Raw genomic sequence first — 26,624 nt, 5'->3', positions numbered from 1 at the left:
GAAAGAAAAAGTGAGGGGTCTGATCGTCATGACCGCACTGGCAGACGGCTGGCCGCCGCTGAGCCCCGGCGAGCGCTCGGTGGCGATCGAGGTGCTCGTCCACGGCCCTCTCTCCCGTGCCGAACTCGCCCGCCGGCTCGACCTCTCCGCTGGCAGCCTCACCCGGCTGACCAAGCCACTGCTCGAATCGGGCCTGCTGGTCGAGGTGCCCGACGCCGGTTCCCCGGCCGAGGTGCGGCAGGGGCGCCCCTCGCAGCCCCTCGACGTCGTCGCCGAGTCCCGTGCCTTCCTCGGCTTCAAGATCACCTCGGACATGGTCTACGGCGTCGTCACCACCCTCCGCAGCGAGGTCGTCGCCCGCCTCGACCGGCCCCTCACCACCCATGACCCGGACCGAGTGGCCGACGTGATCGCCGAGTTGGCCGCCGAGCTGACCGCCGCGCATCCCGCCGTGGCCGGTATCGGGATCGGCGTCGGCGGACGCGTCGAGAACCGCGCGGTGGTCGCCGACTCCGTCTTCCTCGACTGGTACGACGTCCCGCTCGCCGCCCTCGTCGAGGAGCGGACCGGGCTGCGGGTGGTCGTCGAGAACGACGTGAACGCCCTCGTCGAGGCCGAGAGCTGGTTCGGCGCGGGCCGGGGCCTGGACCGCTTCGCCGTCCTCACCATAGGAGCGGGCCTCGGCTACGGCCTGGTCAGCGGCGGCCGGCGGATCCCGTCCTCCGAGGACGGCATGGGCATAGGGCGCCGCTGGATCGTCAACCCGAACGGCCCGCTCACCCCCGACGGGGAGCGCGGCAGCGCCATCTCCCTGCTCACCATCCCCAGCATCCGCTACCAGCTCCGCGCCGCCACCGGCCACGACCTGACCTACGACGAGATCCTCGCCCGCGCTGTCGCGGGCGACCCCATGGCCGCCCGCGTCATCGACGAGGCGGCCCGCGCCCTCGGCACACTCGTCGCCCAGATCGCCAACTTCGCGATGCCCGAGAAGATCCTGCTGGCCGGCGAGGGCGTCGGGCTCGTGGCGGCGGCCGGGGGCGCGGTCGAGGAGAGCATCCTCGCCAACCGCCATCCGCTCGCCGACCCGGTCAACCTGGAGACCAAGGTCTCCGACTTCCACGACTGGGCGCGCGGGGCCGCCGTACTCGCCATCCAGGTACTGGTGCTCGGGGCGGCCGACGGACGTGATCAGCAACACGGTCCGTAATGACGGAAAGGTCGGTTTTATCCAATTCAGCTTTCACTTACGTCGGCATATGCTTCACAGCATGTCCACCACTCTTCAATCCGCCCCTGATCGATCGGCAGCCGACGTCAACGAAGAGATCCGGGCCCTCTGGCTCCGGTCGGGCGGGATCCTCAGCACCGAGCAGCGGCTGACCTACCAGCAGCTCGTAGCCGAATGGGCAGCGGTCTCCCCGCACCCCGGGCACGACGCGTAACTTTCGTTCGACATCTCAACAGCAGGGCCGGGGCCGCGAAGCCCCGGCCTTTCGTGTGTGTGCTTTTTTGAGGGCCGCAGGCCCCAAAAAGGGGCGCGGGGCTGTATCTGATGTGCGGCTCCGCCGCGTGGGCGCGACCAGCCCCCACCGGCCGGTGGCAAACGAACCACCCACCGACCCGAGCCCTCAACTCCAGGTAGCGGAGTAAGACCGCCGATAATCCCGCCGATCCTGCTCCACCCGGAACCACCGCGTAGCGACAAACGCGATCAAACTGCCCCCCGCGATCAACAGCCCAGGCCCCACGTTCTTGGGATCCGACAGACGCTCCAACAACGCCTCCCCGGCAGACCCACCCGCAACCGGCGCCACAGACCCCGGCTGCGCATCCTCAGGGTCAATCGCACTCTGTGTAGCCGTAGCCGACGGAGCCGGCGCAGCAGCCTGCCCCGCCTGCCCGATCAACCGAACGTTGAGCGCGCTCAACGCCTTCGTCACCGGCTGGAAGAACGTCGTACCGCCGGCCGTGCAGTCACCGTTGCCGCCCGACGTGATCCCCAGCGCGATGCCCTCGGAGAACAACGGGCCCCCGCTGTCGCCGGATTCGGCGCACACGGTGGTCTCGATCAGGCCCGACACCGTGCCCTCCGGGTAGTTGACCGTGGCGTTGAGCCCGGTCACCTCGCCGTTGCGCAGCCCGGTGGTGCTGCCGCTGCGGAACACCTTCTGGCCGACGGTCGGATCCGCCGCGCCCGTGATGCGCACGCCCCGGCCGTCGCCGATCGCGACGACATCCGCGCCGTCACCGGCCGAGCCGCCGTCGTACTGGATCAGCGAGTAGTCGTCGATGGGGAAGCTGCCGCTGATCGTCTTGCCGATCTCCTGCGCGCCCCCGGAGTCCGCGAACCAGACCGAGCCGTTGGGCCCGCAGTGCCCGGCGGTGAGGATGAAGTCGGCCGTCCCGTTGGTCACGTTGAAGCCCGCCGAGCAGCGCCCGCCGGTCGACAGGATCGGCTGCGCCGCGTTGATCCGGGTGGTGAAGGTGCCCTGGGTGCGCTCCATGCGCACCGAGCCGCCGATCTCCTCGGCGACCGCGGACAGCTTGGCCCAGTCGGCCTTCGACACCGTGCTGTCGGCCTGGACCACCACCTCGTTCTTGGTGTAGTCGACCGACCACGCCGTGCCCGCCACACGCGGCGCCGAACGCAGCGTCTCCGTCGCGGACTTGAGGGCTTCCATGCTGTAGTCGACGACCTTGGGCCGGGCGCCCGCCTTCTTGACCTCCGCCGCGGCCTCCTCGTCGGTCACCGCGACGACCGGTTCCCCGTCGTCCGCGATCCAACTGCCCGCCGTACGGTCGGTGCCGAGTTCGCTGACGAGGCCCGTACCGGTGCTGCCGGCCGCCTGGGCGGAGCTGAGGGGCAGGTTGGTGGCTTGTGGTGGTTCGGTCGCCACGGCCTGGGTGACCATCAGTCCGCCGAGGATGACCCCGCCGACGGCCGCCAGCCGTGTCGCTCGCCGGACGATCCGTCGTCGTGCGTGCCTCATCAATGGCTCCCGAACCCCGAACTCGCGGTGTGGACACCGCGGGGCCCTCCGGTCGTTGAGTGGCCCTCACTTCCATACGTGGCGGGCGGTGTTCGTGTTCACCGCACTCAACATCCCGTCAGGGTTTGCGGGCCACTCCGCAGTACATGGCGACCTCGGCCGGTTCGGCGTCCCCGGGGTGCGATTCCTCGGGGCGCCAGCGCGAGCAGGACACGACCCCGGGCTCCAGGAGTTCGAGGCCGTCGAAGAACCGCGCCACCGCCTCGGGGGTGCGCTGGACCAGCCGGGGCGTGCCGTGCGCGTTCCAGTACCGGACCGCCGCGTCCACCTCGGCCAGCGCCGGGCCGGTGATGGTGTGCGACAGCGCGAGATGGCTGCCCGGGGGAAGGGCGTCCAGCAGCCGACGTACGACTCCGTACGGGTCCTCGTCGTCGCCGAGGAAGATCACCACGCCGAGCAGCATCAGGGCGACGGGCCGGGTGAAGTCCAGGGTGCGCGCGGCCTGTTCGAGGATCGCGTCGACGTTGCGCAGGTCCTCGTCGAGATGGTCGGTGCGCCCCTCTGGTGTGCTGGTGAGAAGGGCGCGGGCGTGGACCATGACGAGCGGATCGTTGTCCACGTACACGACCCGGGCGTCCGGCGCGATCCTCCCCCATAGTCCTGCGGACATGGGGGGACCCCAATTCGCTCCGGCTGCGCTCCGCTCGCGACCTCGTGCGTGTTGTCGGCGGTCGGCAACCCGGTCCCGATGTCGAGGAACTGCCGGATCCCGCACGCGGTGACCAGATGACGTACGGCCCGCCCAAGGAAGAGCCGGTCCGCGCGGGCGTACTCCCCGATGCCCGGGTGCAGTTCACGTATCCGGTCACCGGCCGCGCGGTCGACCTCGTAGTGGTCCCGGCCGCCGAGCCAGTAGTTCCAGATCCGGGCGGTGTGCGGCTGTCGCGAGTTGATCCGCGCGCGCAGCGACGCGGCCGGCGAGTTCTCGGGCACGGAAGCAGCTCCTGGGGCACCTGCGAGGGAGTGTCAACCGGCAATCTAGACAAGGTTGTTGATGTTGGCGAGGATCCTGACGCCGCAGTGACGGATCAGCTGTGAACAGCCCCGAAAAGCCGTCGCTTGCTGCGCTCCTCGCCCCAGACGGAACCCCATGCGGAACTGCTGTCCACGTACGGCCGCAGCAGCGCCGTCAGGGTCGCGTCACCGCGTCCGTTCAGCTCGTGGGAGGCGATGCTGCGGGCGATCCCGGCGAGGAAGTCGGCCAGCTGGACCCGTGTGTCGTCCCGTGCGACGACCAGCCGCAGGCCTTCGATCCGGGCCGTCTCCCTGAGCCACTCGATGCGTTCCTCGGTCAGCATGTTCTGCCGGTCGTGCACCAGCGTGACGGCCCGCCCGCCCGCACTCCAGTACGCGGCCGTCCGCACGATCGCGGGCAGCAGCGGGTTCAGTACGGGGATCAGGGCGGGGGAGGCGAGCAGCCGGGCGCGCTGCTCCTCGGCCCGGGAGCGGGCGCCGCCGAGCAGCTTGAGGACGTCGGCCACCTCTTCGTCCCCGAGCCCCGGCGCCCGCTCGGCCAGGGCGTCCACCGCACGGAAGAACGCGTCCACGGGCGCCCCGGGACCGCCGTTGGCGTCACCGCGTACCCGCAGCAGGGCGTTGGTCGCCGCCAGGAACGCCTTCCAGCGCTCGGCCCCGAAGGTGTGCGCGCCCGCACGGAAGAGGGGAGCGGCGCCGGCCGGGTCACCGAGGAGCAGGTCGACGACCCGCTCGACCATGAAGAAGGTCTTCTCCGTGAGGTGGACGTACGCGCGCCCGTGCAGTGGCCCCGACGGGCCGAGCGTCCACTCCAGGACCGCCCGGTGCTTCTCCCGGAGCAGATGGTTCGCCTTGTACTCCTCGGCGGGCGACCGGATGCGGTCGCGGATCTCCCGGATGGCCGCCGCCGCGTCCGCCCTGGGCACATCCACACTGCCGTGCGCGAAGACGTCGGTGTTCCCGCCGGTCAGGTTCTCGCCGTCGGACCCCGACTCGTCGCAGGCGATCTCGGTCACACCGGCCAGCATCCCCCACGGGGGCCTGCCGGAGCATCTGGTTATCGCGGCGGGACGACTGGTGTGACGTCCGTGAAAACTCCGAACCTTGTATTGACATACGGCTGAAACCGTTCGTAGCTTACAGCGATCATTTAGATTCGTGAAAGACGTTCACGAATATGAACGGAGAACTTCCATGGGCGATCGCCGACGAAGTCGCCGCCTGGCCGCCGGGCTCGTCGCCACGGGGCTCGCATTCGGAACGGCCGCCTGCGGAGCCGGCTCCGACAGCGCCGGAGGCGACCCGAACACGCTGGAGGTGTGGACCCGGAGCAACCCGGACCCCGCCGCCACCTATGAGCGGGTGTTCGCCGCCTTCACCAAGAAGACCGGAATCAAGATCGACTATCAGCCGGTCATCAACTTCGACCAGCAGCTGCAGAGCCGCGCGTCCACCAGGGACCTGCCGGACGTCATGATCAACGACACGGCGCTGATGGGCAGTTACCAGAGCCAGGGGCTGCTGAAGGCCATCGACCCCGACTCGATCGCGGGCCACGAGCAGATCACCGCCAAGTCATGGTCCTCGACCGTCGGCATCGACGGCAAGCACTACGGCATCCCCTACTCCCGCCAGGCCCAGACCCTGATGATCAGGAAGGACTGGCTGGCCAAGCTCGGCCTCGAAGCGCCCACCACCTGGCCGGAGATGCTGAGCGTCGCCAAGGCCTTCGCCACCCGCGACCCGGACGGCGACGGCAAGGCCGACACCTACGGCATGGTCGTCCCCGGCAGCGCCCAGAACGGCTACGCCGCCTGGTGGGGCGCCAGCTTCCTCTGGCAGGGCGGCGTGAAGATCGTCGAACCGGACGGCAAGGGCACCTACAAGGCAGCCATGGACTCGGCCGCCGCCGTCAACACCGTGACCTGGATGAAGGACAACCTCTTCTGCGGTGACAACGCTGTCACCCAGCCCGGCGCCCTGACCGCCGTCACCTCCACCGCCACCAACTTCCAGGACGGCAACGCCGGGATGTACCTGACCGGCCCGTACAACATCGCCACCTTCGACCAGACCCTCGGCAAGGACAAGTACGAGGTCGTCCCGGCCCCCGCGGGCCCGGCCGGCGGTGACGTACTGGCCGACGGCGAGAACGTCTACTTCGGCGCCCGGACCGGGAAGGCGAAGCAGGAACAGGCACTGGCCGCGTTCCTCGTCTCTCCCGAGGGCCAGCGGCTCGCGATGACCGGTGAGAACCAGCCCGTCGTCCGCATCCCCGTGAACTCCACGCTCGACGCGGCCACGGTCCGCGACGACCCCCGCTGGAGCGTGGTGCAGAAGGCGTACGAGGACGCCTCGCAGCAGTTCCCGAACGCACCCGACTTCGCCCCCATCAAGCAGGACACCGCCGACAGCCTCAACGCGATCTTCACGTACTGCGGCGGCGATGTCCGCTCCCAGCTGGGCGAGCTGAACGAGACCCTCGACGGTGACCTCAAGGACCAGGACCTGCTGAAATGACCGCTACCGTGACCACCCCCGCGGCGACTGCCCCCGGGGCGCGCAGGGGCCGGGGCCTCACCAAGAAGTCCGTGGTGCCGTGGCTGTTCCTCGCCCCCGGCCTGCTCCTCGCCCTCGTCTTCAAGTTCTGGCCGATGGCCAAGGGCGTCTGGCTCAGCTTCTTCGACGTCCGGCCCTTCCTCGGCGACAAGTGGATCGGCCTCGACAACTACACCCGGGTCCTGACCGACCACCGCTTCCAGGACGCCATCGGACACACCCTCGTCCTCGGCATCGGCCAGTCCCTCGGGGCCATCCTCCTCGGCTTCGTCCTCGCCCTGCTCCTGGAGGGCCAGGCCCGCTCGCTGAAGATCGTGCGCACCGCGGTCTTCCTGCCCGCCGTCACGGCCACCGCGGTCGTCGGCGAGCTGTGGCGGCTGATGTACTACCCGACCTCCGACGGCCTCCTCAACAGCGGCCTGCACCTCTTCGGGCTCGGCCCCGTCCAGTTCCTCGACAACCCGGGCATCGCCCTCTGGTCGACGATGGTCATGGGCATCTGGATCTGGGCCCCCTACAACATGGTCATCATCATGGCCGGCCTCGCGGGCGTCGACCGCTCGCTGTACGAGGCCGCCGCGATGGACGGCGTCTCCCTCTGGCAGCGGCTGCGGTACGTCACCCTCCCGGCGATCCGCCCCGCCCTCGGCATCGTCCTCACCCTCGCCGCGATCCGCGGGCTGCGCGTCTTCACCGAGGTGTACGTCCTCACCGGCGGCGGCCCGGCCGGGTCCACAGAGGTCTGGATGACCCGCGCCTACACCCTCGGCTTCACCCGCAACGACATCGGCGGCGCCTCCGCGGCCTCCGTCGTCCTGCTCTGCGTGACGCTGCTGCTCACCGTCACGGTCAACCACTTCCGCAAGAGGGGAGACGTGCGATGAGCGCCCCCGTCATCGACCCCGTCCGTACGACGGTCCCGAAGCCGGCGCCGAAGCGGTCCGGCAAGGCACAGCGGACCACCCCGGCCCGCTTCGACACCGCCCTAGGCTGGAACGACAGGCCCGGCGCCGCCTGGGCCCTGAGGATCCTGCTCTGTGCGATCGCCCTGGCCGTCTTCGCCGCGCCCTTCCTCGCCATCCTCTCGGGCGCCTTCACCAAGAACGCCAGCGGCTCGTCCCTCTCCTTCCTGCCGCACGACAGCACGCTGCTGAACTTCACGGTCGCCGGCGAACGCGGCATCTGGGACTACTTCTCCAACTCGCTCGTCATAGCGGGCGGCGGACTCCTGCTCCAGCTCGTGGTCTGCACGCTCGCCGCCTACGCGCTCGCCCGGCACCGCTTCCGTGGCCAGGCCCTGGTCCTGACCCTGTTCATGCTGACGATGATGCTTCCCGAGGAGGTCATCGCGATCCCGCTGTCGCTGGTCCTCGGTGACGTCCCGGTGGTCCACCTCGACCTCAAGGGCACCGTCTGGGGCGTCATCCTGCCGCTGGGCGCCTGGGGCTTCTCGGTGATGATGCTGACCGAGTTCATGAAGGACATCCCCGACGAGATCGAGGAGGCCGCCCGCCTCGACGGCGTCGGCGAGCTGCGCATGCTGTGGCAGATCGTGCTGCCGCTGTGCAAGCCCGCGCTCGGCGTGGCCGGCGTCCTCGGCTTCATCATGATCTGGGACCAGTACCTGCTGCCGCTGATCGCCTCCAAGGACCCCACCGACTACACGGTCACCGTCGCCCTGTCCATCCTGCGCACCGACCCCGAGGTCGGCTCCGGCGTGGTGCTGGCGGGCGCGGTCATCGCCCTCGTACCCAGCCTGATCGTCTATCTGCTCCTCCAGCGCTCGCTGGTCACCGGCATCGCCGCCGGTGCCACCAAGGGCTGAACCCACCCAGTGACATCAACCCCCCACGCTTGAGGGAGACATGAAGTTCCAAGGAGTGCTGTTCTTTCCGGTCACGCCCTTCGGGGCGGACGGATCGCTGGACGGGGAACTCCTCGCCCGGCACATCGAGGCCGGGGTCGCGGCCGGGGCCGGCGGGGTGTTCGTCGCCTGCGGCACCGGAGAGTTCCACGCGCTGACACCGGACGAGATCGAACAGGCGACCAGGATCGCGGTCGCCACGACGGCCGGCCGGGTCCCCGTCCTGGCCGCCGCCGGCGGTCCGCTGCCCGTGGCCGTCGACGAGGCCACCCGTATCCGGGAGGCCGGCGCCGACGGCATCCTGCTGCTGCCGCCGTACCTGGTGACCGCACCGCAGCAGGGCCTCGTCCGGTACGCGCGTGAGGTGACGTCGGCCGCCGGGCTCCCGGTGATCTTCTACCAGCGCGGCACCGCCCGCCTCACCGAGACCACGGCCGCCGAGATCGCCGCCCTGCCCGGTGTCGTGGGCCTCAAGGACGGCATCGGCGACCTCGAACGCATGCACCGCATCGTGCGCGCGATCAGGGCCCTGCCCGGCGGCGAGGACTTCGCCTTCTTCAACGGCCTGCCGACCGCCGAGATGACGGCCGCCGCCTACCAGGGCGTCGGCGTCGACCTCTACTCGTCCGCCGTCTTCGCTTTCGCCCCGGAGATCGCCACCGCGTTCCACCGGGCGCTGGGGGAGGGCGACGAGCCCCTGGTCACCAAGCTCCTCGACGAGTTCTACGGCCCCCTCGTCGAACTCCGCGACGAGGTACCGGGATACGCGGTGTCCCTGATCAAGGCAGGGGTGACCCTCCGGGGCCTGGACGTCGGCGGCGTCCGCGCTCCGCTGCTCGACCCGACGCCGGAGCACGTGGCCCGGCTGGCGAAACTCATCGACCACGGTCTGGAGGCGGTTGGAGCATGAGCAGCACCGGAGTCGGCACCCGTATCCGTGAACTCGTCGTCACCCCCATCGCGTTCGACGACCCGCCCCTGCTCAACGCCGACGGTGTGCACGAACCGCTCGCCCTGCGCTGCATCCTCCAACTCGTCCTGGAGGACGGCACGGTGGGCCTCGGTGAGTCGCCCGGCGGCACCGCCCGACTCGAACGGCTCCAGGAGGCCGCGAAGGTCGTCGTCGGTATGGACGTCTTCGACACGACGGCCGTCGCGGCCGCGATCGACGCCGTCCTGTCGCCGACCGTGCCCAGTTCCCATGAACGCGGCTGGGCCACCTCGGCCGTGGAGGTGGCTTGTCTCGACGCCCAGGGCAAGCTGCTCGGCCGCCCGGTCAGCGACCTCCTCGGCGGCAAGGTCCGGGACGCGGTGCCCTTCGCCGCGTACCTGTTCTACAAGTGGGCCGAACACCCCGCCCTCGACGGCCGCGAAGCCATCGGCGACGAATGGGGCGAGGCCCTCGACCCGGCCGGGGTAGTGGCCCAGGCCCGGCTGATGCAACAGCGGTACGGATTCACCTCGTTCAAGCTCAAGGGCGGTGTCTTCCCGCCCGACGAGGAGATCGCCGCGATGAAGGCGCTCGCCGAGGCTTTCCCCGGGCAGCCGCTGCGCCTGGACCCCAACACGGCCTGGTCGGTGGAGACCTCGAAGTACGTCGCCCGTGAACTCGACGGCGTCATCGAGTACTTGGAGGACCCGACCGCCACCATCCTCGGCATGGCCGAGGTCGCCAAGGAAGCGGCGATGCCGCTCGCCACCAACATGTGCGTGATCGCCTGGGAACATCTGCGCCCCGCCGTCGAACAGAACGCGATCCAGGTCCTCCTCACCGACCACCACTACTGGGGCGGACTGCGCCGGACCCGTGAACTCGCCGCTGTCTGCGAGGCGTTCGGCATCGAGCTGTCCATGCACTCCAACTCGCACCTGGGCATCAGCCTCGTCGCGATGACCCATGTCGGCGCGGCCATCCCCAACCTGGCGCACTCCTGCGACACGCACTACCCGTGGAACTCGGCGGACGACGTCATCGTCCCCGGCGCCATCGAGGTCCGCGACGGCGCGGTGAAGGTACCGACGGGCCCCGGCCTGGGCGTAGAGCTGGACCCCGACGCCCTGGCCCGAGCCCACCGCCGCTACCTCGACTCCGGGATCCGGAACCGCGACGACACCGGGTACATGCGGCGGATCCGGCCGGAGTACGAGCGCCGGCTGCCACGCTGGTGACGGCCGGCAAGTGAGGGAGGGGCGCCGGGGGTCGGATGGAGTCCCGGCGCCTAGACTCCCGGCCATGTTGCGTCCTGAAAGCTGGTCCAGGCTCGCGGGTGGAAGTCCCGTCCGGGTAGGCACCGGAGTGCCCGGTAGCAGGTCCCGGTTCGTCGTGGAGACGCGGCGGGCTGAGCGGGATGTCAAGAGCCTCATTTTGGAGGGAGCAAGCACGCGGGCCGTAGCGTGAAGCGAACCTTGCAGCCTCGTCAGAGTCAAAGCGGAGAAGCCGAGCCCCTCATGTCCGGGCGAAGGCCATGTCCTGGGGGCCCTGTTCCGGGGTCAGCCTCCGGGGTTCTCCCGGGGTACGGAGGGCGGCACGTGTGCACAGTCTGGGCCGGAACAGGAGAGACCCGTCTGACCACGCCTGGCATCGGGCAGGAGACCGGACGTATAAGCCGATGGTGAAGTCGTCCGGAGGGCAGCGGGAGTCCGAGGGGGCCGTAGTACCGCTGATCGGCGTGCAACATAACGCGCCGGGAGGGAAGGACCCCCACTTTGATCACGTCCGTAGCGAGGGTAAGCGCGAGGGCATGGCCGGGTCTGCCCGGTCCAACCACCCCGGCGGGGCATCCCCCGTCGTAGTGGACGGGCATGCGTCCGTCTCGAAAGTGCGAAAACTTCAACGCGGGCTATGGACTGCGGCCAAGCAGTCTCCGGAGCGGCGTTTCCACGCCCTGTACGACCGTATCCACAGAGGTGATGTGCTGTGGGAGGCGTGGGAACGGGTCCGGGCCAATGGTGGAAGTGCTGGGGTGGATCGGGTCACTCTGGTATTCGTGGAGAAGGAATACGGGGTCGGGCGGTTGCTCGGTGAACTCCAGGCTTCTCTGCGTGCAGGCACGTATCGTCCCGCGCCCGCCAGGCGTGTGGGCATCCCGAAACCGCAGGGTGGCATCAGGCCGCTTTCGATTCCTGCTGTCCGTGACAGAGTGGCCCAACAGGCGGCGAAGATTGTTCTGGAGCCGGTTTTCGAGGCGGGGTTCTCCCCGTGCTCGTATGGATTCCGTCCGAAACGGTCGGCGACGCAGGCGATGGAACGGCTTCGAGTCGGCTTTGTCAAGGGCCGTCACTTTGTCGTGGAGTTTGACATCCGGAGCTTCTTCGACGAGATCGACCACGGTCGGCTTCTCGCCGAGGTGGGGCGTCGGGTGTCGGATCGCAGGGTTCTCAAGCTGGTCCGTCTGTGGTTGCAGGCGGGGGTGATGGTGGACGGTGAGGTCCGGCGGACGGTCGCCGGGACGCCTCAGGGCGGGGTGATCTCGCCCTTGCTGGCCAACATCTACCTGCATGTTCTGGACTCCGAGCTGACGAGGCAAGGGGTTGGTGAGCTGGTGCGGTATGCCGACGACGGAGTCGTTCTGTGCCGTTCGGCCCGCCAGGCCGGAGCTGCCCTGGATGCGGTCGGGGAGATCCTCGGCTCGCTGGGGCTGCGACTGCACCCGGACAAGACGAAGATTGTTGACCTCAGAGAGGGCCGGGAAGGACTCGACTTCCTCGGCTGCCACTTCAGAGCCCGTTTCTCAGGCAGGTCGTGGGAGAAGTACGGGACAGTCCGCTTCTACCTGCACCGCTGGCCTTCGAAGGCGGCGATGAAGAGACTCCGGGACAAGGTCCGGGAACGGACCGACTGCCGTCGGTCGGGATGGGATGTCCGTGATGTGATCGCGGATTTGAATCCGATCCTGCGCGGCTGGGGCAATTACTTCCGAACCGGGAATGCCGCCGAGAAATTCCAGAACGCTGACAGATATGTGGTGTGGCGACTTCGCAGACTGATGGTCAAGAAGCGCGGGCGCAACCTGCGGCAGGGTCAGTGGCGGGAATGGACGGAAGAGTGGTTCAACGGGCACGGCCTGTATCGACTGCGTGGCACCATTCGCTATCCGAAGGCTGCGTAATCCTGTCAAGAAGATCATCGGTAAGCCGTGTGCGGGAAAACCGCACGCACGGATTGAAAGGGGACGGAGGAAACGGGCCCGCAAGGAGCACCGCGCCTCCAACTACCAATGGACGAAACCAGCCCCCTGGACCGGCTCGCTGCGGGCAAATACCTGCTGATCACCAGCTACCGCAAGAACGGCACGTCCGTCGCCACCCCGGTCTGGGTGGTGCGGGACGGGGACGCGCTCGGCGTCTGGTCGGTGGCGGACGCGTGGAAGGTGAAGCGGATCCGCAACCGGGCCGACGTTCTGGTCGGTCCCTGCGACTTCCGCGGAAACCCGACCGGGGACCCGGTCCCCGCCACTGCCGAGATACTCGACCAGCCCGCGACCGACGCCTACCGCAAGCTCCTCGCCCGTAAGTACGGCGTGTTGGGCCGCATCACCCTGTTCGGCAGCCGACTGCGGCGCGGGAAGACGGGCACGGTCGGGATCCGCATCACTCTCACCTAGCGGTCTCGTACGACGGTCGGCGGAGCCTCCTTTTTGCTCCCGGTGGTGAACCAGTGTCGGCAGAGATGGCAACTATTTCGCCGTCGGATCTCTTGAAGGCGGACCTCGACGCCGTACGACTCGCCCACCGCGAAGGACTGACGGTCGGGATCCGCTCCGGCGTGCGGGACGGCGGCATGCTGCTCGACCTGTCTGTTTCGGGCGGGGGAGAGGGACGCAGTCCCCTTCCCCGCCCCCTAGGGGCGCGGGGAACTGCGCGACAAGCCACAGCGCACCCGCACCCGCACCCAACAAACAACCCCCCCTACGACCCGTCCAACACCGTCCCCACAAACTCAGGTCCAGGCACCGGCTCGCCCGTCTCCTCATCGAAGTCCGTAACCCGAACCCGCACAGACTCCTCCCCCTCAACCACCGAGTCCGCAACCGTAGGAATACTCAGCTCCGCGCTCACCTCGCCCGGAGGGATCGACACCCACAGATACAGCCCCTCGATCGAGGACAACGCCCGCTCCGGCAGCGGCGGCTCCCCGGAGACCTCCTCCAGCCACGCCGGATCAACATCCGTCGTGGACAGCTCGGCCCCGCCCGCGACCGGCAGCACCTCCAGGATCGCGTTCATCTCGGTGCCGGACGGCGCCGAAAGCGTCGCGCGCCAGGTCAGCCGCTGACCCTCGGTGACCCGGTCCGCGACCGGAGCGACGGTCACCGTGGGCTGGGGATCGTCGTTGAGGGCGGTCACCCCGCCGGTGTACGAGCCGATCACCGCCCCGCGCACCGCCTTCACGAACACGAACTGCCAGGCGTCGTAGTCGTACCGGGTGTCACCCTTCACCGTCACCGGCACATCGATGCTCTGCTCGCCGGGGCGTACCGTCACCAGCCGGTTCGTCACCGTCTCCGACCCGGGATCCTGGACGTACACCCGAACCGTGCCGCCGGCGCCGCCCTGCCCGGCGATCCGGACCGGTACCCGGTAGGTACGGGAGCCGGAGTCGCCCTCCTTGACGGTGAGCCGTCCGATGTCGACGCGCGGCAGCGCGGCCGGCCGTACCGCGGGCGTTCCCGGGCGCCAGCTCCAGGCGTCGATCAGCCAGGCCTGCCCCGAGCGGCTGCGCGGAGTCAGGTCCACGCTCCGCACCCTGCGCAGGTCGACCCCGGCGGAGGCGGCGGCGGACAGCGGTACGCGGACCTCCCGCGCCCAGTACGAGGCCGTCCGATTGCTCCCGGGCAGCCCGTCCACCCGGACCCGGCCGAGGGTGGCGCGCTTGCCCGCGGTGTCGGTGACGGACACGTCCAGCTGTGTCCCGGTGGTGTTGGGCGGCACGACGACACGCAGGGCGAGGCCCTTGGCACCGCCGAGGGACACCGGCCGCTCGGGACGCACACGCACCGCGGTACCGGGCTGCGACCACTTGAGGGTGACCGCGCGGCGGCCCACCTCCCGTCGCGTCATCCAGCCCGCGAAGTGCGGGGACTCACCGCCGCTGTCCGCGGCCAGACACCTGACCGAGGGCCGGTCGTCCACCGCCGAGCACAGCCGTCCGCCGCCGCCCTGCACGGTCACCGCGCCGTCGGGCAGGATGCCGGCGGAGCGGTTCCCGCCCACGGCGTGTGTGAGGACGCGCGCCGGGTCGGCGGACGGGGCCCGCCGGCCGGAGCCGTCGAGCAGCGGACGTACCCGGTCGTCGCCCGCGACGAACAGCCGGGCCGCCGCCGCGATATAGCTCGCGCCCGCCTTGTGCTGCTGGTCGGCGGTCAGCCGGGTCCGGGTGCCCACACTGCACACCGGGTCCTTCTCGTCCGGGTCGGACCAGAAGTCGTCGTCCGCCGGTGCCTGCGCCTGCCCCGGCGTCCACTCGGTGTTGAAGTAGTTGTGGTTGGCGCCGATCACGTACACCGCGCTGTGCAGGGCGGTGCCCCGGCTGATGCCACGGGTGCCGTCCAGGGCCAACTCGCCCTGGAGATCGGACACATCGCCGTCGCAGCCCGGCAGAATCGTCACCGACGGCACGTCGGCGACCGGGTTCTGGCCGAAGATCGTCGGGCCGATGAGGACCGTGCCCCGGATGTTCCAGCGCACCGGGCCGCCGTACCCGTCCTGGTCGGCCGGCGGACGGTACAGGCTGTCCATCGCGGCCCGGTTCACGCCCTCGCCGCCGCGCGAGTGACCGACCAGCAGCACCCGCGAGAGGTCGGCGACCGGAGCGTTCCGTACGACCGCCGGTGCCGAGGGGCGGTTCGCCGACCAGTCGGCCCAGCGGGCCAGATGCTGCCGTACGAGGGAGGAGCGGGCCTGTGCCCCGGCGTCCTCGGCGTCCGCGTCCTGGGCGTTGATGCCGTTGGCGGAGATCGACACCGTCACATAGCCCTGCGACGCCAGGAGTTTCTGGTCGCGCAGATAGCCCCGGTAGCTCGGGATCTGCTTCTCGCCGGCCGGGCAGGGCCACGCGCCGCTGATCTCGTCGGTGCCGGGCTTGTAGCAGGTGGAGTGGCGGCCGTGCAGGAACAGGGCGAGCGGCCTGCGGCCGGTGGCGCCGGTCGGCGCGACCACCACGGCCTTCATCTCCACCGGCACGGGGAACCCGGGCAGTTTCACCGAGTCGAGCGCGTACTCGCCCGAGACCGTACGGTACGAACCCGGCTTGCCGGGGTCGACGGGGTTGGCCGGGGCCAGGGCGGGCGGGGCGATCGCCGCGCGCCGCTCGTCAGGGACCGCCGCCAGTCCGGCCGCGTCCAACCGGCGTCCACCGGCGCGCACTTGGAGGTCCTCGAACCCCTCGGACCCCTTGAGGCCGCGGGCGTTCAGGGCGTCTTCGAGCGGGAGCCGGAACATCCGGCCGTCCTTCGCGGCCGTTGGCCGGCCGAGCAACCGGTCGCCCGCGTAGAACTCGACGCGCGCGTCACCCATCGGCACCGGTCTGCCGGAGCGCCAAACGAGCTGCCGCTCCGCACCCTCACCGGTGAACGTCCAGCCGGAGGGCAGCTGTTGGGCGGCCACCTCCGACCGGGGCGACGGCTCCGCCTGCGCCCATCCTGGCGATCCCCCCACCACCGCGAGTACCGCCGCAGCGGTGACCCATATTCGCCGGGCACGTAGCAATGGTCTCCTCCTCCTGGCCCTTGCTCAGGAGCCCCGGTTCCCCGACGGCCCCTCTCGCCCCGGAGGACGGGATCAGAGACCTGTGGGTTGCCTGTGGGGAAGTGGAGAAGGAGGAAGTGGAGAAGGGGGAAAGGGAGTTGACGGACCGTCAGGCCGTCGGCCGGAACGTCAGATCCAGGCGCGGTACGGCTCGTCAAGGAGCTGGAACACCGGCTCGCCGCGCACCGGGTCCTTCGCGGTGGCCAGCCGGACCCGGTCCCCGCTGTGGATGCCGGCGGCCGGACCCATCACCCGGCCGCGTACGACGAAGCCCTCGGCCATCTCGACCAGCGACACATTGCGAGCGGCCGGTGTGTTCCGGTGGACGACCGTGGCGTGCCGGACCGTGCCCGTGCCCTCGCTGCGCTCCGTACGCAGGTCGCTGCCCGCGCAGACCGGGCACAGCAGCCGGTGGTACATCGCGGTGGCGCACCAGCCGCAGCGCTGGAAGACGAGGGTGTTCGTGTCGGCCGGGGCATCGAGCAGGCCCGTGGCGGAACCTGCGGCCATCGGACGAGTGGCGCCTAGTGAGTGGTACACGGTGTCATCTCCCTGCGCTCGGCCTGAATCCGAAGTGCGCGGTTCGCCGTGCCACCGTGCACGGCCTCAGGGTATGGCACTCAGTGTCATGCGTAAAGGCACTGCGTACCCTCAATTCTCGGGTTGTTTCGTGAGCGCGGACTCGATCTCCTGGACGACCCGCCACATGGGCGCCCCGCGCCGCGAGACGAGGACCACCACGTCCTCGCTCTCGACTTCGGGCTCGTTCCCGCCGGAGCCCGGCGGCGGGGTGCCGAACGCCGCCTTCACATAGTCCAGGGCATGGTCGACGGCCGTGGTCGCGTCGCCCTCCCCGTCCGAACGCAGCCAGGAGCGCAGCGCGTTGTTGTGGGCCGCGACGACGGCCGCCGCGACCACATCGGCCCGCAGCATTCCGTCGGGCCGGCCGGCGAACCGCTCGCGGAGATACGCGGCCAGGGCCCGCTCGTACCGCCAGACCACCGACAGCTCGGACGCGCGCAGCCCGGGGACCTTCTTGGTGAGGCGGTAGCGCTGGACGGAGAAGGCCGGGTTCTCGGCGTACATGAGCAGCACCATGCGGGCGGCGGCGCACACCCGCCCGACCGGCTCCGAGGCCTCGGGGCTCTCGGCGAGGTACGCCGTCATGTCGGCCAGGCACCGCTCGTGGTCCGGGAAGACCACGTCCTCCTTGGAGGGGAAGTAGCGGAAGAACGACCGGCGCCCGACCCCGGCGAGCGCCACGATCTCGTCCACGGTGGTCTGCTCGTAGCCCCGCTCCAGGAACAGCTGGAAGGCCGCCGCGACCAGGGCGTCCCGCATGGGCGGTTTGGTCATGGACGGGAAACTAGCATCAGAGCGAGGCCGATGGCACTCAGTGCGCTGCGTATGGGGAACTGAGTGCCCCGGAGATACGGTCGACGCCGCGTTCCCACAACCTCCGCCAACCTCCGCCCGTCGCGCTGAACTGGGCGGCCCCCGACCGCGTATCACTCCACGGAGCCGACGGCATCGCTGTCCGCGGTTTTTGTGCGGAACGGATAGACGTCCGTGCCGCAGTCCGTATGCAGGGAAGGGGAGCAGAGTGTCGACACCGCCCGCACCGGGCCGGCCGGAACGCCGCCGGACCCTGGAGCCGACGCGCGTAGTACGCCGACGCCGTACCGAGGCGCTGGCGCAGCTCATGCGGGAGCACGACGAGGCGATGGCCGCCGTACCCGAGGGCTATGAGGCGGTGATTCTGCCCAGCCCGGTGCCCGGCGCCGAGGACGCCACGCAGGAACTGCCCCCGGTCGCCCCGCGCAGACGTGCCCAACGGAGGGAAGAGGTCGAGACCGGCTTCGGGTTCGGGCCGAATCTGCGCCGCGTCGCCGTCGTGGTCGCCGTCGGCGCGGCGGCCCTGGTCGGCTTCGCCTCCGCGCTGCTGCTCCCGGGCAACGCCCAGGGCGAGGAGGCCGGGCCGGCCTCCTCCGTCATTCCTTCGGCTGCTCCCACCGCATCGGCACCGCCTGCGGCCGACCCCGGCTTTCTCAAGGAAGGGGACAGCGGCCCCGAGGTGACCGAACTCCAGGAACGCCTGCTGCGCATCTCGGACGTGTACACCGACGGTGCCACGAGCGGCAGTTACGACACCGCCCTCGCCGAGGCCGTGGCCCGTTTCCAGCTCTGGTACGGCATCCGCGGCGACGAGACCGGCGTCTACGGCGACGACACGCGCAAGGACCTGGAGTCCCGTACGGCGTCGGTGTCCTGAGTGTCCTCGCGGTCGCTCAGCGGGCGGCGTGGGTGTCGATCAGGGCCTGGGTGACCTCGCGGATGCTGCGGGCGATGTGCTGGAGCTGGAGCACCTCGGCGGCGTACATCTTGATCGTGTGCTCGATGACCGACTCGCTCAGGCCGAGGCCGGGCAGGTCGGCGCGGGCCGTCTGGAGGGCGGTGCGGGCGACCCGGATCTCGTGCTGGACCTGGATGTGTGCGTGGCGGGCCAGCAGGATGGGGTGGCGGATCAGCGTCGGGTAGCCCGCGTAGCGCGTCGGCACCAGCTCGCGCAGCCATTTGACCGCCGAGCGCTCCCAGTCGTAGCTGCCGGGGATCTTGACCTGACACGGCCAGTCCGGGCCGGTCCGCGTGGCGATCGTGGAGGTCAGGGGCATGGTCATCGCTTCCGGGAGTGCGGCGTCGACAGGGTGGCGACGGTATTCAGCGGCCCCGGCCTAGGGGATGGCCGGGGCCGCAACGGGCGTACGCGCAGACGACACCCGTCCGGACAGCCGAGGCGCCGACGCGGGTAGGAGACGGCGGCAGCGGGTCCGTGAGCAGTATTTATATATGCCGTCCGGTTTGCAAGAAGTATGAAAAAATTCATGCACAAAACGGGATGAACGCCTATACGCCCATATGTTGGTCTGCGCGGATGGGGGGAGGGCGGACTCAGCTTGATCATTAACCTCGCTGCTGTTTCAGGCGGGCGTGTTCGGTGAGGGTTTCGATTCGTTTCACGGTCTTCCCGGGTTCGTGACGCGGGGCTGGCCTGCGGTTCTTCGATCCGGGTGGGCGTCCGGGTCCGGGCTTGGAGGGTCTGGGCACGTCGGCGGGACGGGCCGTCTTCACGCGGAGGTGGCGGAACCCCCGGCGGACCCGGGCAGGGGTGAGCCGACGAGGCTGCGCCGGCCGCTCCCAGGGCCGACGAAGATCCTCGGCGAGGGGCCGGGCAAGGCGGAGTTGGGTGTGGACGGCGATGATCAGCCACGTCCACAGGTCGGCCGTGTGCGGATCGCGGACCTTGGGGACGGTCCAGCCCAGGGTCTGTTTGAACAGCCGGAAGGTGTGTTCAAGATCGAATCTGCGGAGGAACGCCTGCCAGCGCAGGTCGACGTCTGAGCCGGTCATGCCGGTGCGCGAGGACCACAGCCACACCGGCTTTGGGTCACGGTCACCGGGTAGGTGCTTGACCTTCAGCCGGATCAACGTGCCGTGGATCAAGGGGAGTTCGCCGCAGTGGTCGAGCCAGGGGCCACGGGCCTGCAATCGGGGGTGCATCCGGTCCCAGGCGAGGGCTTCGGCCGTGCCGTAGCGGGTGGTGTCGCACGTCGTGGCCTGGTCAGGGGTGTGCCAGGACTCCGGCTTGGAGAAGGTGAGGACGCCGCCGTGCTTGCGGGGCTGTCCGCCGCGCGGGGTGGATCGGCGTGGTCCGGCGTCCCGGAGCATGACGCGGTCCGAGCGGAGCCGGCCGACCAGCTCGACGGGCAGGTCGGCCAGGACGTGGGCGAGACGGGTGACGTCGTAGCCGGTGTCCATGACGACGAGAATGTCCGCGTCGCCCGGCCGCCACTGCCCGGCGTGCACCAGCCGGGTGACCACCTCGCGCAGCTGGGTGGCGGTCACTGCGGTGGCGTCGTCGGACGGCCCGAGCCGGATCGCGTCCAGCACGGCCGTCCAGGATGTGCGTCCCGTCTCCAGCGCGGCGACGACGGAGTAGGGCCAGCCGGGGATGAACTGATCCGCGCTGCGGCCTCGCCCGTAGACGTGGCAGAACAGCAGCTCCGGGCTGGTGGGGGCGTCGGGTCGCAGCCAGTTGCTCACGTCCACCGCGAGCACGATCCGCCCGTCGGCGGCACGCGGCAGCGGCGTGGAGGCCAGCAGCCTGCGCAGACGGCGCGGCTCCAGCCAGCCGTGGTTGACCGCGTCGTACATCGCCCCGTGCCCACGCCGGTGCTCGGCCGTTAGCGTCAACTCGACCAGCGAGGTGACCGGGCCGTCCGAGCACAGCACCGCGTCGGTGAGCTCGAAGAGCGCATCCGCCCGGGTGTAGAGGCAGTCGTAGAACTGGACACGAAAGTGGGACAGGACGCCCAACGCGGCGTCAGCGGACTGTTCAGCGGCGAGACTCTTCACCAGCGGCCGTTCCTTCACGCGACGTTGCTCGACACCTCGAAGCGTGAAGAACGGCCGCCCTGCTGTCCCGGGAACGAACAAAGATCAGCGGGTCAGGTGAACGGCCGAGGTTAAACACCAAGCTCAGTCCCGGAGGAAGAACTGGTGCAGGTCGGCGCTCTGTTCGTACTCCTCCAGGCGCCCCTGGGTCCGCTCCGGATCGGCGTCCGTCATGGCCTGGAGCAGCGCGGCCGACAGCACCACGGGCCCGGCGTACGAGTCGAACACCAGCCGCGAGCCCGTGCCGGTGGCGAAGGTGATGTCGGCCTCGTCGGCCAGCGGGCCGAGCGCCAGATCGGTGATCAGGGCCACCCGCAGCCCGGCCCGCCGGGCCACCTGCACCGCGGTGAGCGTCTCCTGCGCGTGCCGGGGCATCGAGAAGGCCAGCACCCAGGTGCCCCCGGCCTCCCGCGACTGGAGAAGCGCGTCGTAGGCGACGCTGCCGCCCCGGGTCACCAGGCGTACGTCGGGGTGGATACGGCGGGCGGCGTAGGCGAAGTACTCGGCCAGCGATCCGGAGATACGCAGCCCGAGCACGGTCAGCGGAGTCGAGCGCGACAGGCTGCGGCCGACCTCGATCACCCGGTCGGGGTCGGCGAAGTCCCGCCGCAGGTTCTCCAGGTTGGCGATCTCGGCGTCCACGGCCGCCTGGAGTTCGTTGCTCCGGTTCTCCTCCGCCGCGCCCGGCGCGCTCGCGAGGGTGCTGAGCGCGATGGCCTGGAGCCGCTCGCGCAGCGCGGGGTAGCCGCTGAAGCCGACGGCCGCCGCGAACCGGGTCACGGACGGCTGGCTCACGCCGACGCGGTCCGCGAGGTCCGTGATCGACAGGAACGCGGCCTCGGTGATGTGCTCGATCAGATACTGCGCGATGCGCCGCTGCCCGGGGGAGAGCCGGGGCCCGTCGAACAGCTCCCGCAGCCGGGAGGCCGGCGCCGCCTCCGCCTCAGGGGCCGTCTTCCCCGAGGTGATCGCGGACGCCTGGGCGCGTGCCTGCTGCGGCGATGGCACCGATGAGCCTCGTTCGTCTCCCACAGCGACTCAACATAGCTCACCGTTCACCGGCGGAAGATCGTGATCGAGTGGCCGACCTCGTCGACCTCGTGGCTGGTGTGGATCAGCACCGCCAGCCGGCCCGTCGCCTTGGCGATCGAGGAGTCCGACACCACCAGCAGTCCGCGCACGTTCCGTTCGGGCTGACGGCGCGGATCCGACGCGTGGATCCCGTAGTACGACGGCACTCCGCTGCCCTTGTAGACCAGCCAGACGTGCTGGCCCGTGTACCGGTCCCGCAGCCGGTCCGCGAGCCGCCCCAGGTCCTGGCCCCAGTCGACGTTGGAGTCGTGCAGCCACTCGTGCGTCTTCGCCGAACCCCCGAACGCCTCGTTGGCGTACGGCAGATAGAGAGGGAACGTCCGCAGCGAACTGACCGCCACGAACACCAGCAGCCCCGCCGCGACGGCAGGCACCCACCGCCGCCGCAGCGCGAGCACCCCGATCGCCGCCAGCGCACCGAACATCGGCACGAAGATGGCGTACCGCACCCCGAAGTTCCGCTCCCCCTCCATGGCGGCGGCCAGCAGTACGGCCGTCGGGAGCAGCAAGTAGGGGGCCACCGGCCGAAGTTGATGAGCCGTCACAAACGCGACCGTGCCCGCGGCCCACAGCGCCAGCATGCCCAGCGGAGTCTTCACCAGGAGCGCGGCCGGCAGGTAGTACCAGAGGGAACCCTCGTAGTGCCGCCCGAAGAGGAAGCCCTCCCAGTGCGCGTTCTCCAGGCCGAACTGCATCCGCATCCCGTCGCGGTACGCCTCCGGGAAGGGCAGCAGCCCGGCCAGCTGCCCCCGCAGCCCGTGCACCACCGGGACCTGGCCAGCGGTCGGCGTCCAGCGCAGCCGGGGATCGACGACGAGATACGACGCCCATACGACGGCCACCGCGACCAGCGCCACCAGGGCCGCGCCCGCCACAGCGCGCACGAGCAGCTTCCGGCGTGCCCCCGGAGCCGACGTCCGCCGGGCGTGCCACACCGACAGACCGGCCAGCAGAAGCAGTACCGGGACCGCGGCGAGGGTGTTCATCTTCGTGGCGACGGCGGCCCCGAGCGCCAGTCCGGCGAGCGGGAGACACAGACGGGGCTGTCGCCGCGCCCGCCACAGCAGCCACACCGACGTCAGCACGAACCCGGCCGCCGGTACGTCGAGCGTGGCCAGCGAGCCGTGCGCGACGACGTCCGGCGAGAACGCGTACAGGGCGAGCGCCCCCAACCCGCCTACCGGACCGGCGAGTTCACTGCCGAAGGCGAACACCACCAGACCGAAGAGCAGCGTCAGCACGATCACCGGAAGCCGCGCCCACAGCATCAGCCGCCAGGGGTCGTTGCCGGACTCGTAGAGCAGATGGCGGCCCACCTGGCCCTGGTTGCCCTCGAAGTGCCGGTCGAAGTGCGGGTCGGCCGCGGCGACTCCGGCGGCGACGATCAGTTTGCCCAGCGGCGGGTGCTCGGGGTTGAGGCGCAGGCTGTGCTCGTGGAGGTAGACGGCCGCCGTGCCGACGTACACGGGTTCGTCGATGGTGGGTGTCTGCTCGACGGCTGTGGTGATCATCGCGACGGCCATCTGGAGGAGCAGGACGGCCACGGCGAGCGGGACCAGCAGGCGCTGGTGGTGTCTCAGCAGGGCGAGCAGTCGCGCGCGTCCGGTCGGGGGCGAGGGAGCGGCGCCGGGTAGCAGCTCTACCGGGGCCTCGACGGCGGGCGGGGCGAGAACCGTGTGCCGGTCGCGCGTCATCGTCCGCCTCGCGGCGACGCCGACCGCGCGGCGGCGGGAGTGATCCGGAGCCGGGCCATGGCCCTACTCTCGCATCAGCTCCCGCCCCGCAGCGTGCATTACCGCTTCAGGAGTCGTACCGACAGACCCTCCGAGGTGTAGACCGGCACCGCGCGAACCTTGTCCGAGTTCACCTCGATACGGTCGAACTGGCCCCGCAGCACCGGAGCCTCGATCACGGAGACGACACTGCCCACGGCCGGCGGCTTCTCGGAGTCGAGGGTCAGGGACAGGACGCTGCCCTTCTCCAGGATCACCCGGCGCGTCACCGTCACGACCTCCTTGCGGCGGCCCGCGCGCAGTGTCACCGCCAGCGTCGCCGACTTCTGGGAGTACGTGCCGTGCAGCTGGACCGGCTCGGTCACCCGCAGCGTCCCGCCCTGCACCTCGACGTCGCCGTGGCCGAGGCCGTGGGCCGAGGAGGAGACCAGCGTGCCTGCCTCGATGACCGTGCCGCCCGTGTAGCTGTTGTGCCCGGTCAGCGTGAGCGTGCCGGTGCCCTTCTTGGTCAGTCCGCCCCGGCCGTCGATGTCGTTGCGCCAGGCGTCGGCCGCGCCGAAACCGCCGGCCGCCGCGTCGAGCGCCACGGTCACGTCGGAGTCGAAGGAGCCGTAACCGTCCGCCGCGGCGAACAGGTTGAGCCGGCCCCACTGCTCGGCGCCGTCGAGCAGGACGTACCCGGCGGGCAGCGCGGTCGTGCGCAGCACCGCGCGCCGCTGCGCCGCGTCCAGGTACGGCTGACGCGTCTCCAGGAGCACCTCCGCGCCCTTGGGCACGGTCAGCGCCTGGTCGCGGCCCTTGCGGTTGAGTATGTACGTCAGCTTCGGCTCGACCGCACGCGCGTTGGCGTCCCGGTCGGCGTACGCGTCGGTGCCCGTGTGCGCGTACGCGTACAGGGTGTCCGCCGTCGTGCCGGTCTGCGCCTGGAAGTAGGCGAGGGCCTGGGCGCGCGCCGCGGCCTTGAGACCGGCGTTGGCCGGGTCGGCGAGTGCGGCGGCGGCCAGGGCGGTGGCCATGATCCGCCCGCCCAGGACGTCGACGGGGGAGTGCATGCCCGACATGATCCGGGTGTGGCTCAGCTCGAAGGCACGCGTCACGATCTCCTGGAAGCGCTCCGGGACCGCGTACGCGAACGCCAGCGCCGCCAGGTGGAAGGCGTTGGTGTGGCCGCTGGGGAAGCCGCCGTCCTCGGCCGGGTTCGTACTGCGCTGCCGCAGCAGCTGCGTGACGACGACCACGTCGGACTCGTACACCGGGTAGCCGAGCGCGTCGGTCGCACCGGTGGGGACGACCTCGCTGTCCTCGTTCATGCGCCACGGACGCGGGTACTGGAAGGCGAACTTGGCGGGGTTGCCGGAGGCGAACGGGCCGCGCACGGTGTCGACCAGCTTCGCCACCTGACCGAGGTCCGAGGTGTACGAGCCAGCACCGAGCGCCGATCCGGCCGGGGCGCCCGCCGGGACGGAGTCGCTGATCGTGGTCGCGGGTGTCGTGTCCGGCGCCGCCGTGATCGACGTGACCGCCTTGGCACCCGACTTGTACAGGTCGGCCAGCGGGCCCAGCGCGGCGATCATCGCGTAGCTCTGGTGCTGGCGGTCGTAGACGAACGCCTCCCTCGCCTGCGCCTCGGTGCGCGCACGGGTGATGCGGACGCAGTAGCGCACGTTGGCGCGCAGCACGTCGGCCATCAGCGGCGTACCCGTGTTCCAGGCGGCGCCGGTCTTCCACACCTTGGCGAAGCCGCCGAGGATCCGGATCACCGCGTTGGTCTCAGGCGTGCTGTTCGCGACGATGTTGGTCGTGTAGTCGTCGACGAACGCGGCGGCGGTCGTCGCGGACCTCGCCTCGACCGAGGAGGCGGCGGTCGCGGCGCTCGCCTCCTCGACGCTCGCCCAGGTGAGCACGGTCGGGGCCACGACCAGACCGGCCGACGCGGCCAGGGACGTCTTGAGGATGCTCCGCCGGTTCAGGGCGGGCCGGCCCGACGACGCGGTGGAGTGGAGTCCGTCTGAAGACGGCATGCGCGTGCCTCTCTGGAGTTCTTCGGCCGTGCGGCCAGGAGGGAAGGTGGTGCGGGCGACTGCGCCTCGGCGAGCACATGGGACGAGCACATGAGACGTGCCGGCCACAGGTGGCCTGTGATGAGGGTGAGTCGTACGGGTGAAGATCTACGGTCGGGCGATGTCCGGCCGGGGATTGCTCAATGGCCGGAACGTGTCATACGAATGAACGGGCCAGCGCCACGGCACCCGTCACCGGCGCCACCCGCAACGGCCGCAGCCGCGCACCGGGGACGAGTATGGCAAGGGACGCCAACAGTGCGTCGTGCAGGGCGGGTTGGGCGAGCACCGTACCGCCCGAGACCACCACGTCGTCGACGGTGACCCCGCGTCCGGCGAGCCGCACCACGAGCGACGCGAGCGACCTGCCGCCCTCGGCGATCACCTCTTCGGCGATCAGGGAACCCCTCTCCGCGGCCTCGAACACCACGGGGGAGTGCCGGCCCCACTCGGCCGAGACATCCGTGGCGCTCTCCAGCGCGGCGCCCAGAGCGGGCACTTCACTCACCCCGAACGTGGAAATGAGCCCCGCGGCGAGTGCGTCGGGCGCCTCGCCCCGGTCGTGGGCGGCCCACACGGCCCGCGCCGCCTCGCGCACGAGACCGGCGGCCCCGCCTTCGTCGCCGAGTACGGCACCCCAGCCGCCGACCTGGACGAGAGTGCCGTCGGAACGCCGCCCGACGGCGACCGAGCCGGTGCCGGCGACCAGGCCGACCCCCTTGTCCAGTCCCGCCGCCGGAACCAGCAGTTCGGCGTCGCCGACGACCAGACACGGCACGCCGAGACGTTCCTGGAGGACGGAGCGGATCTCCTCGCACTGCCGGGGCGTCTCACAGGCGTGACCGCCCACGGCGACCGAGGAGGGGAGGGTGCCCACGGGCAGCGCCTCGCCGACCACAGCGCACAGCCAGTCGGCGGCGGCCACGGGGTCGTGCGGCCGCCAGCCGCTGCTCGAACGCACATGATCGGCGACGGTGACGCTCCCCGCGTCGGCGCGGAGGTGGGTCTTGGTTCCGCCCACGTCGATACCGACGGCGATGGGCGCGGAGTCCTGCACGGATCCTCTTTCGTCGTTGCGCGGTGGCTGCGA

21 protein-coding genes and 1 pseudogene are annotated in these 26,624 nt (G+C 70.3%); 10 read left to right on the top strand and 12 right to left on the bottom strand.

Annotation, left to right across the window (positions count from 1 at the left end; translation table 11 throughout):
• Positions 1–28: 28 nt before the first annotated feature.
• Both LUX31_RS01670 and LUX31_RS01665 read left to right on the top strand, forming a co-directional pair.
• Positions 29–1,210, top strand: coding sequence for an ROK family transcriptional regulator (locus LUX31_RS01670; protein WP_235472720.1), 1,182 nt, complete (start codon positions 29–31; stop codon positions 1,208–1,210).
• A gap of 49 nt (positions 1,211–1,259) precedes the next feature.
• Entirely contained in the window at positions 1,260–1,445 is a 186-nt protein-coding gene (locus LUX31_RS01665) for a hypothetical protein (RefSeq protein WP_235472719.1), read from the top strand.
• Between the two features lie 186 nt (positions 1,446–1,631).
• On the opposite strand, the gene LUX31_RS01660 is transcribed toward LUX31_RS01665, so the two are convergent.
• From LUX31_RS01660 to LUX31_RS01650, 3 genes and pseudogenes are all read right to left on the bottom strand, one after another.
• Positions 1,632–2,993, bottom strand: a complete 1,362-nt coding sequence (locus LUX31_RS01660) for a S1 family peptidase (protein WP_235472718.1) — start codon at positions 2,991–2,993, stop codon at positions 1,632–1,634.
• Between the two features lie 118 nt (positions 2,994–3,111).
• Positions 3,112–3,986: pseudogene (locus tag LUX31_RS01655) on the bottom strand (SAM-dependent methyltransferase).
• 95 nt (positions 3,987–4,081) lie between these two features.
• Positions 4,082–5,056, bottom strand: coding sequence for a hypothetical protein (locus tag LUX31_RS01650; protein ID WP_235472717.1), 975 nt, complete (start codon positions 5,054–5,056; stop codon positions 4,082–4,084).
• 166 nt (positions 5,057–5,222) lie between these two features.
• Here LUX31_RS01650 and LUX31_RS01645 point away from each other — a divergent pair, with 166 nt between their 5' ends.
• The 7 genes from LUX31_RS01645 (at position 5,223) to LUX31_RS01615 (ending at position 13,055) form a co-directional block, all read left to right on the top strand.
• Positions 5,223–6,548, top strand: a complete 1,326-nt coding sequence (locus LUX31_RS01645; protein WP_235472716.1) for a sugar ABC transporter substrate-binding protein — start codon at positions 5,223–5,225, stop codon at positions 6,546–6,548.
• Complete coding sequence (locus LUX31_RS01640; protein WP_235472715.1) at positions 6,545–7,471, top strand: carbohydrate ABC transporter permease; 927 nt, start codon at positions 6,545–6,547, stop codon at positions 7,469–7,471. Before LUX31_RS01645 ends, LUX31_RS01640 begins: the two co-directional genes overlap by 4 nt.
• A complete protein-coding gene (locus tag LUX31_RS01635) occupies positions 7,468–8,412 on the top strand; it encodes a carbohydrate ABC transporter permease (RefSeq protein ID WP_235472714.1) in 945 nt (314 codons plus the stop codon). Before LUX31_RS01640 ends, LUX31_RS01635 begins: the two co-directional genes overlap by 4 nt.
• Positions 8,413–8,452: 40 nt before the next feature.
• On the top strand, positions 8,453–9,361 hold the full coding sequence (locus tag LUX31_RS01630; RefSeq protein ID WP_235472713.1) for a 5-dehydro-4-deoxyglucarate dehydratase: 909 nt from the start codon (positions 8,453–8,455) through the stop codon (positions 9,359–9,361).
• Positions 9,358–10,620, top strand: a complete 1,263-nt coding sequence (locus LUX31_RS01625; RefSeq protein WP_235472712.1) for a glucarate dehydratase family protein — start codon at positions 9,358–9,360, stop codon at positions 10,618–10,620. The genes LUX31_RS01630 and LUX31_RS01625 overlap by 4 nt, the downstream gene beginning before the upstream one ends.
• Positions 10,621–10,916: 296 nt before the next feature.
• Positions 10,917–12,560, top strand: a complete 1,644-nt coding sequence (ltrA, locus tag LUX31_RS01620) for a group II intron reverse transcriptase/maturase (RefSeq protein WP_328285638.1) — start codon at positions 10,917–10,919, stop codon at positions 12,558–12,560.
• 108 nt (positions 12,561–12,668) lie between these two features.
• Positions 12,669–13,055: a PPOX class F420-dependent oxidoreductase gene (locus tag LUX31_RS01615; protein WP_235472710.1), complete on the top strand. Its 387-nt coding sequence runs from the start codon at positions 12,669–12,671 to the stop codon at positions 13,053–13,055.
• Positions 13,056–13,359: 304 nt separating this feature from the next.
• On the opposite strand, the gene LUX31_RS01610 is transcribed toward LUX31_RS01615, so the two are convergent.
• The 3 genes from LUX31_RS01610 to LUX31_RS01600 all read right to left on the bottom strand — a co-directional run bounded on the left by LUX31_RS01610 (position 13,360) and on the right by LUX31_RS01600 (position 17,538).
• The gene (locus LUX31_RS01610) at positions 13,360–16,158 is read right to left on the bottom strand and encodes a hypothetical protein (protein WP_235472709.1); all 2,799 of its coding nucleotides are present in this window, start codon (positions 16,156–16,158) and stop codon (positions 13,360–13,362) included.
• A 168-nt stretch (positions 16,159–16,326) separates the two neighbouring features.
• Positions 16,327–16,707, bottom strand: coding sequence for a Zn-ribbon domain-containing OB-fold protein (locus LUX31_RS01605; protein ID WP_235472708.1), 381 nt, complete (start codon positions 16,705–16,707; stop codon positions 16,327–16,329).
• A gap of 141 nt (positions 16,708–16,848) precedes the next feature.
• Positions 16,849–17,538, bottom strand: a complete 690-nt coding sequence (locus tag LUX31_RS01600; protein WP_235479761.1) for a TetR family transcriptional regulator — start codon at positions 17,536–17,538, stop codon at positions 16,849–16,851.
• Between the two features lie 262 nt (positions 17,539–17,800).
• Between LUX31_RS01600 and LUX31_RS01595 the strand changes: the two genes are divergently transcribed.
• Complete coding sequence (locus tag LUX31_RS01595) at positions 17,801–18,469, top strand: peptidoglycan-binding domain-containing protein (protein ID WP_235472707.1); 669 nt, start codon at positions 17,801–17,803, stop codon at positions 18,467–18,469.
• Between the two features lie 16 nt (positions 18,470–18,485).
• Here the strand turns inward: LUX31_RS01595 and LUX31_RS01590 are convergent, their stop codons facing one another.
• The 6 genes from LUX31_RS01590 to LUX31_RS01565 form a co-directional block, all read right to left on the bottom strand.
• Complete coding sequence (locus tag LUX31_RS01590) at positions 18,486–18,875, bottom strand: hypothetical protein (RefSeq protein ID WP_235472706.1); 390 nt, start codon at positions 18,873–18,875, stop codon at positions 18,486–18,488.
• Between the two features lie 283 nt (positions 18,876–19,158).
• Positions 19,159–20,610, bottom strand: coding sequence for an NF041680 family putative transposase (locus LUX31_RS01585; RefSeq protein ID WP_235472705.1), 1,452 nt, complete (start codon positions 20,608–20,610; stop codon positions 19,159–19,161).
• Positions 20,611–20,733: 123 nt separating this feature from the next.
• The gene (locus LUX31_RS01580) at positions 20,734–21,657 is read right to left on the bottom strand and encodes a MurR/RpiR family transcriptional regulator (protein ID WP_235472704.1); all 924 of its coding nucleotides are present in this window, start codon (positions 21,655–21,657) and stop codon (positions 20,734–20,736) included.
• A gap of 47 nt (positions 21,658–21,704) precedes the next feature.
• Positions 21,705–23,435, bottom strand: coding sequence for an ArnT family glycosyltransferase (locus LUX31_RS01575; RefSeq protein WP_235472703.1), 1,731 nt, complete (start codon positions 23,433–23,435; stop codon positions 21,705–21,707).
• Between the two features lie 98 nt (positions 23,436–23,533).
• Complete coding sequence (locus LUX31_RS01570; RefSeq protein ID WP_235472702.1) at positions 23,534–25,495, bottom strand: phosphatase PAP2 family protein; 1,962 nt, start codon at positions 25,493–25,495, stop codon at positions 23,534–23,536.
• A gap of 196 nt (positions 25,496–25,691) precedes the next feature.
• The gene (locus LUX31_RS01565) at positions 25,692–26,591 is read right to left on the bottom strand and encodes an N-acetylglucosamine kinase (RefSeq protein ID WP_235472701.1); all 900 of its coding nucleotides are present in this window, start codon (positions 26,589–26,591) and stop codon (positions 25,692–25,694) included.
• Positions 26,592–26,624: the final 33 nt, after the last annotated feature.

This window comes from Streptomyces sp. GQFP (genome assembly GCF_021545335.1).
Taxonomy (GTDB): domain Bacteria; phylum Actinomycetota; class Actinomycetes; order Streptomycetales; family Streptomycetaceae; genus Streptomyces.
This window is presented reverse-complemented; position numbering and strand designations above follow the sequence as displayed.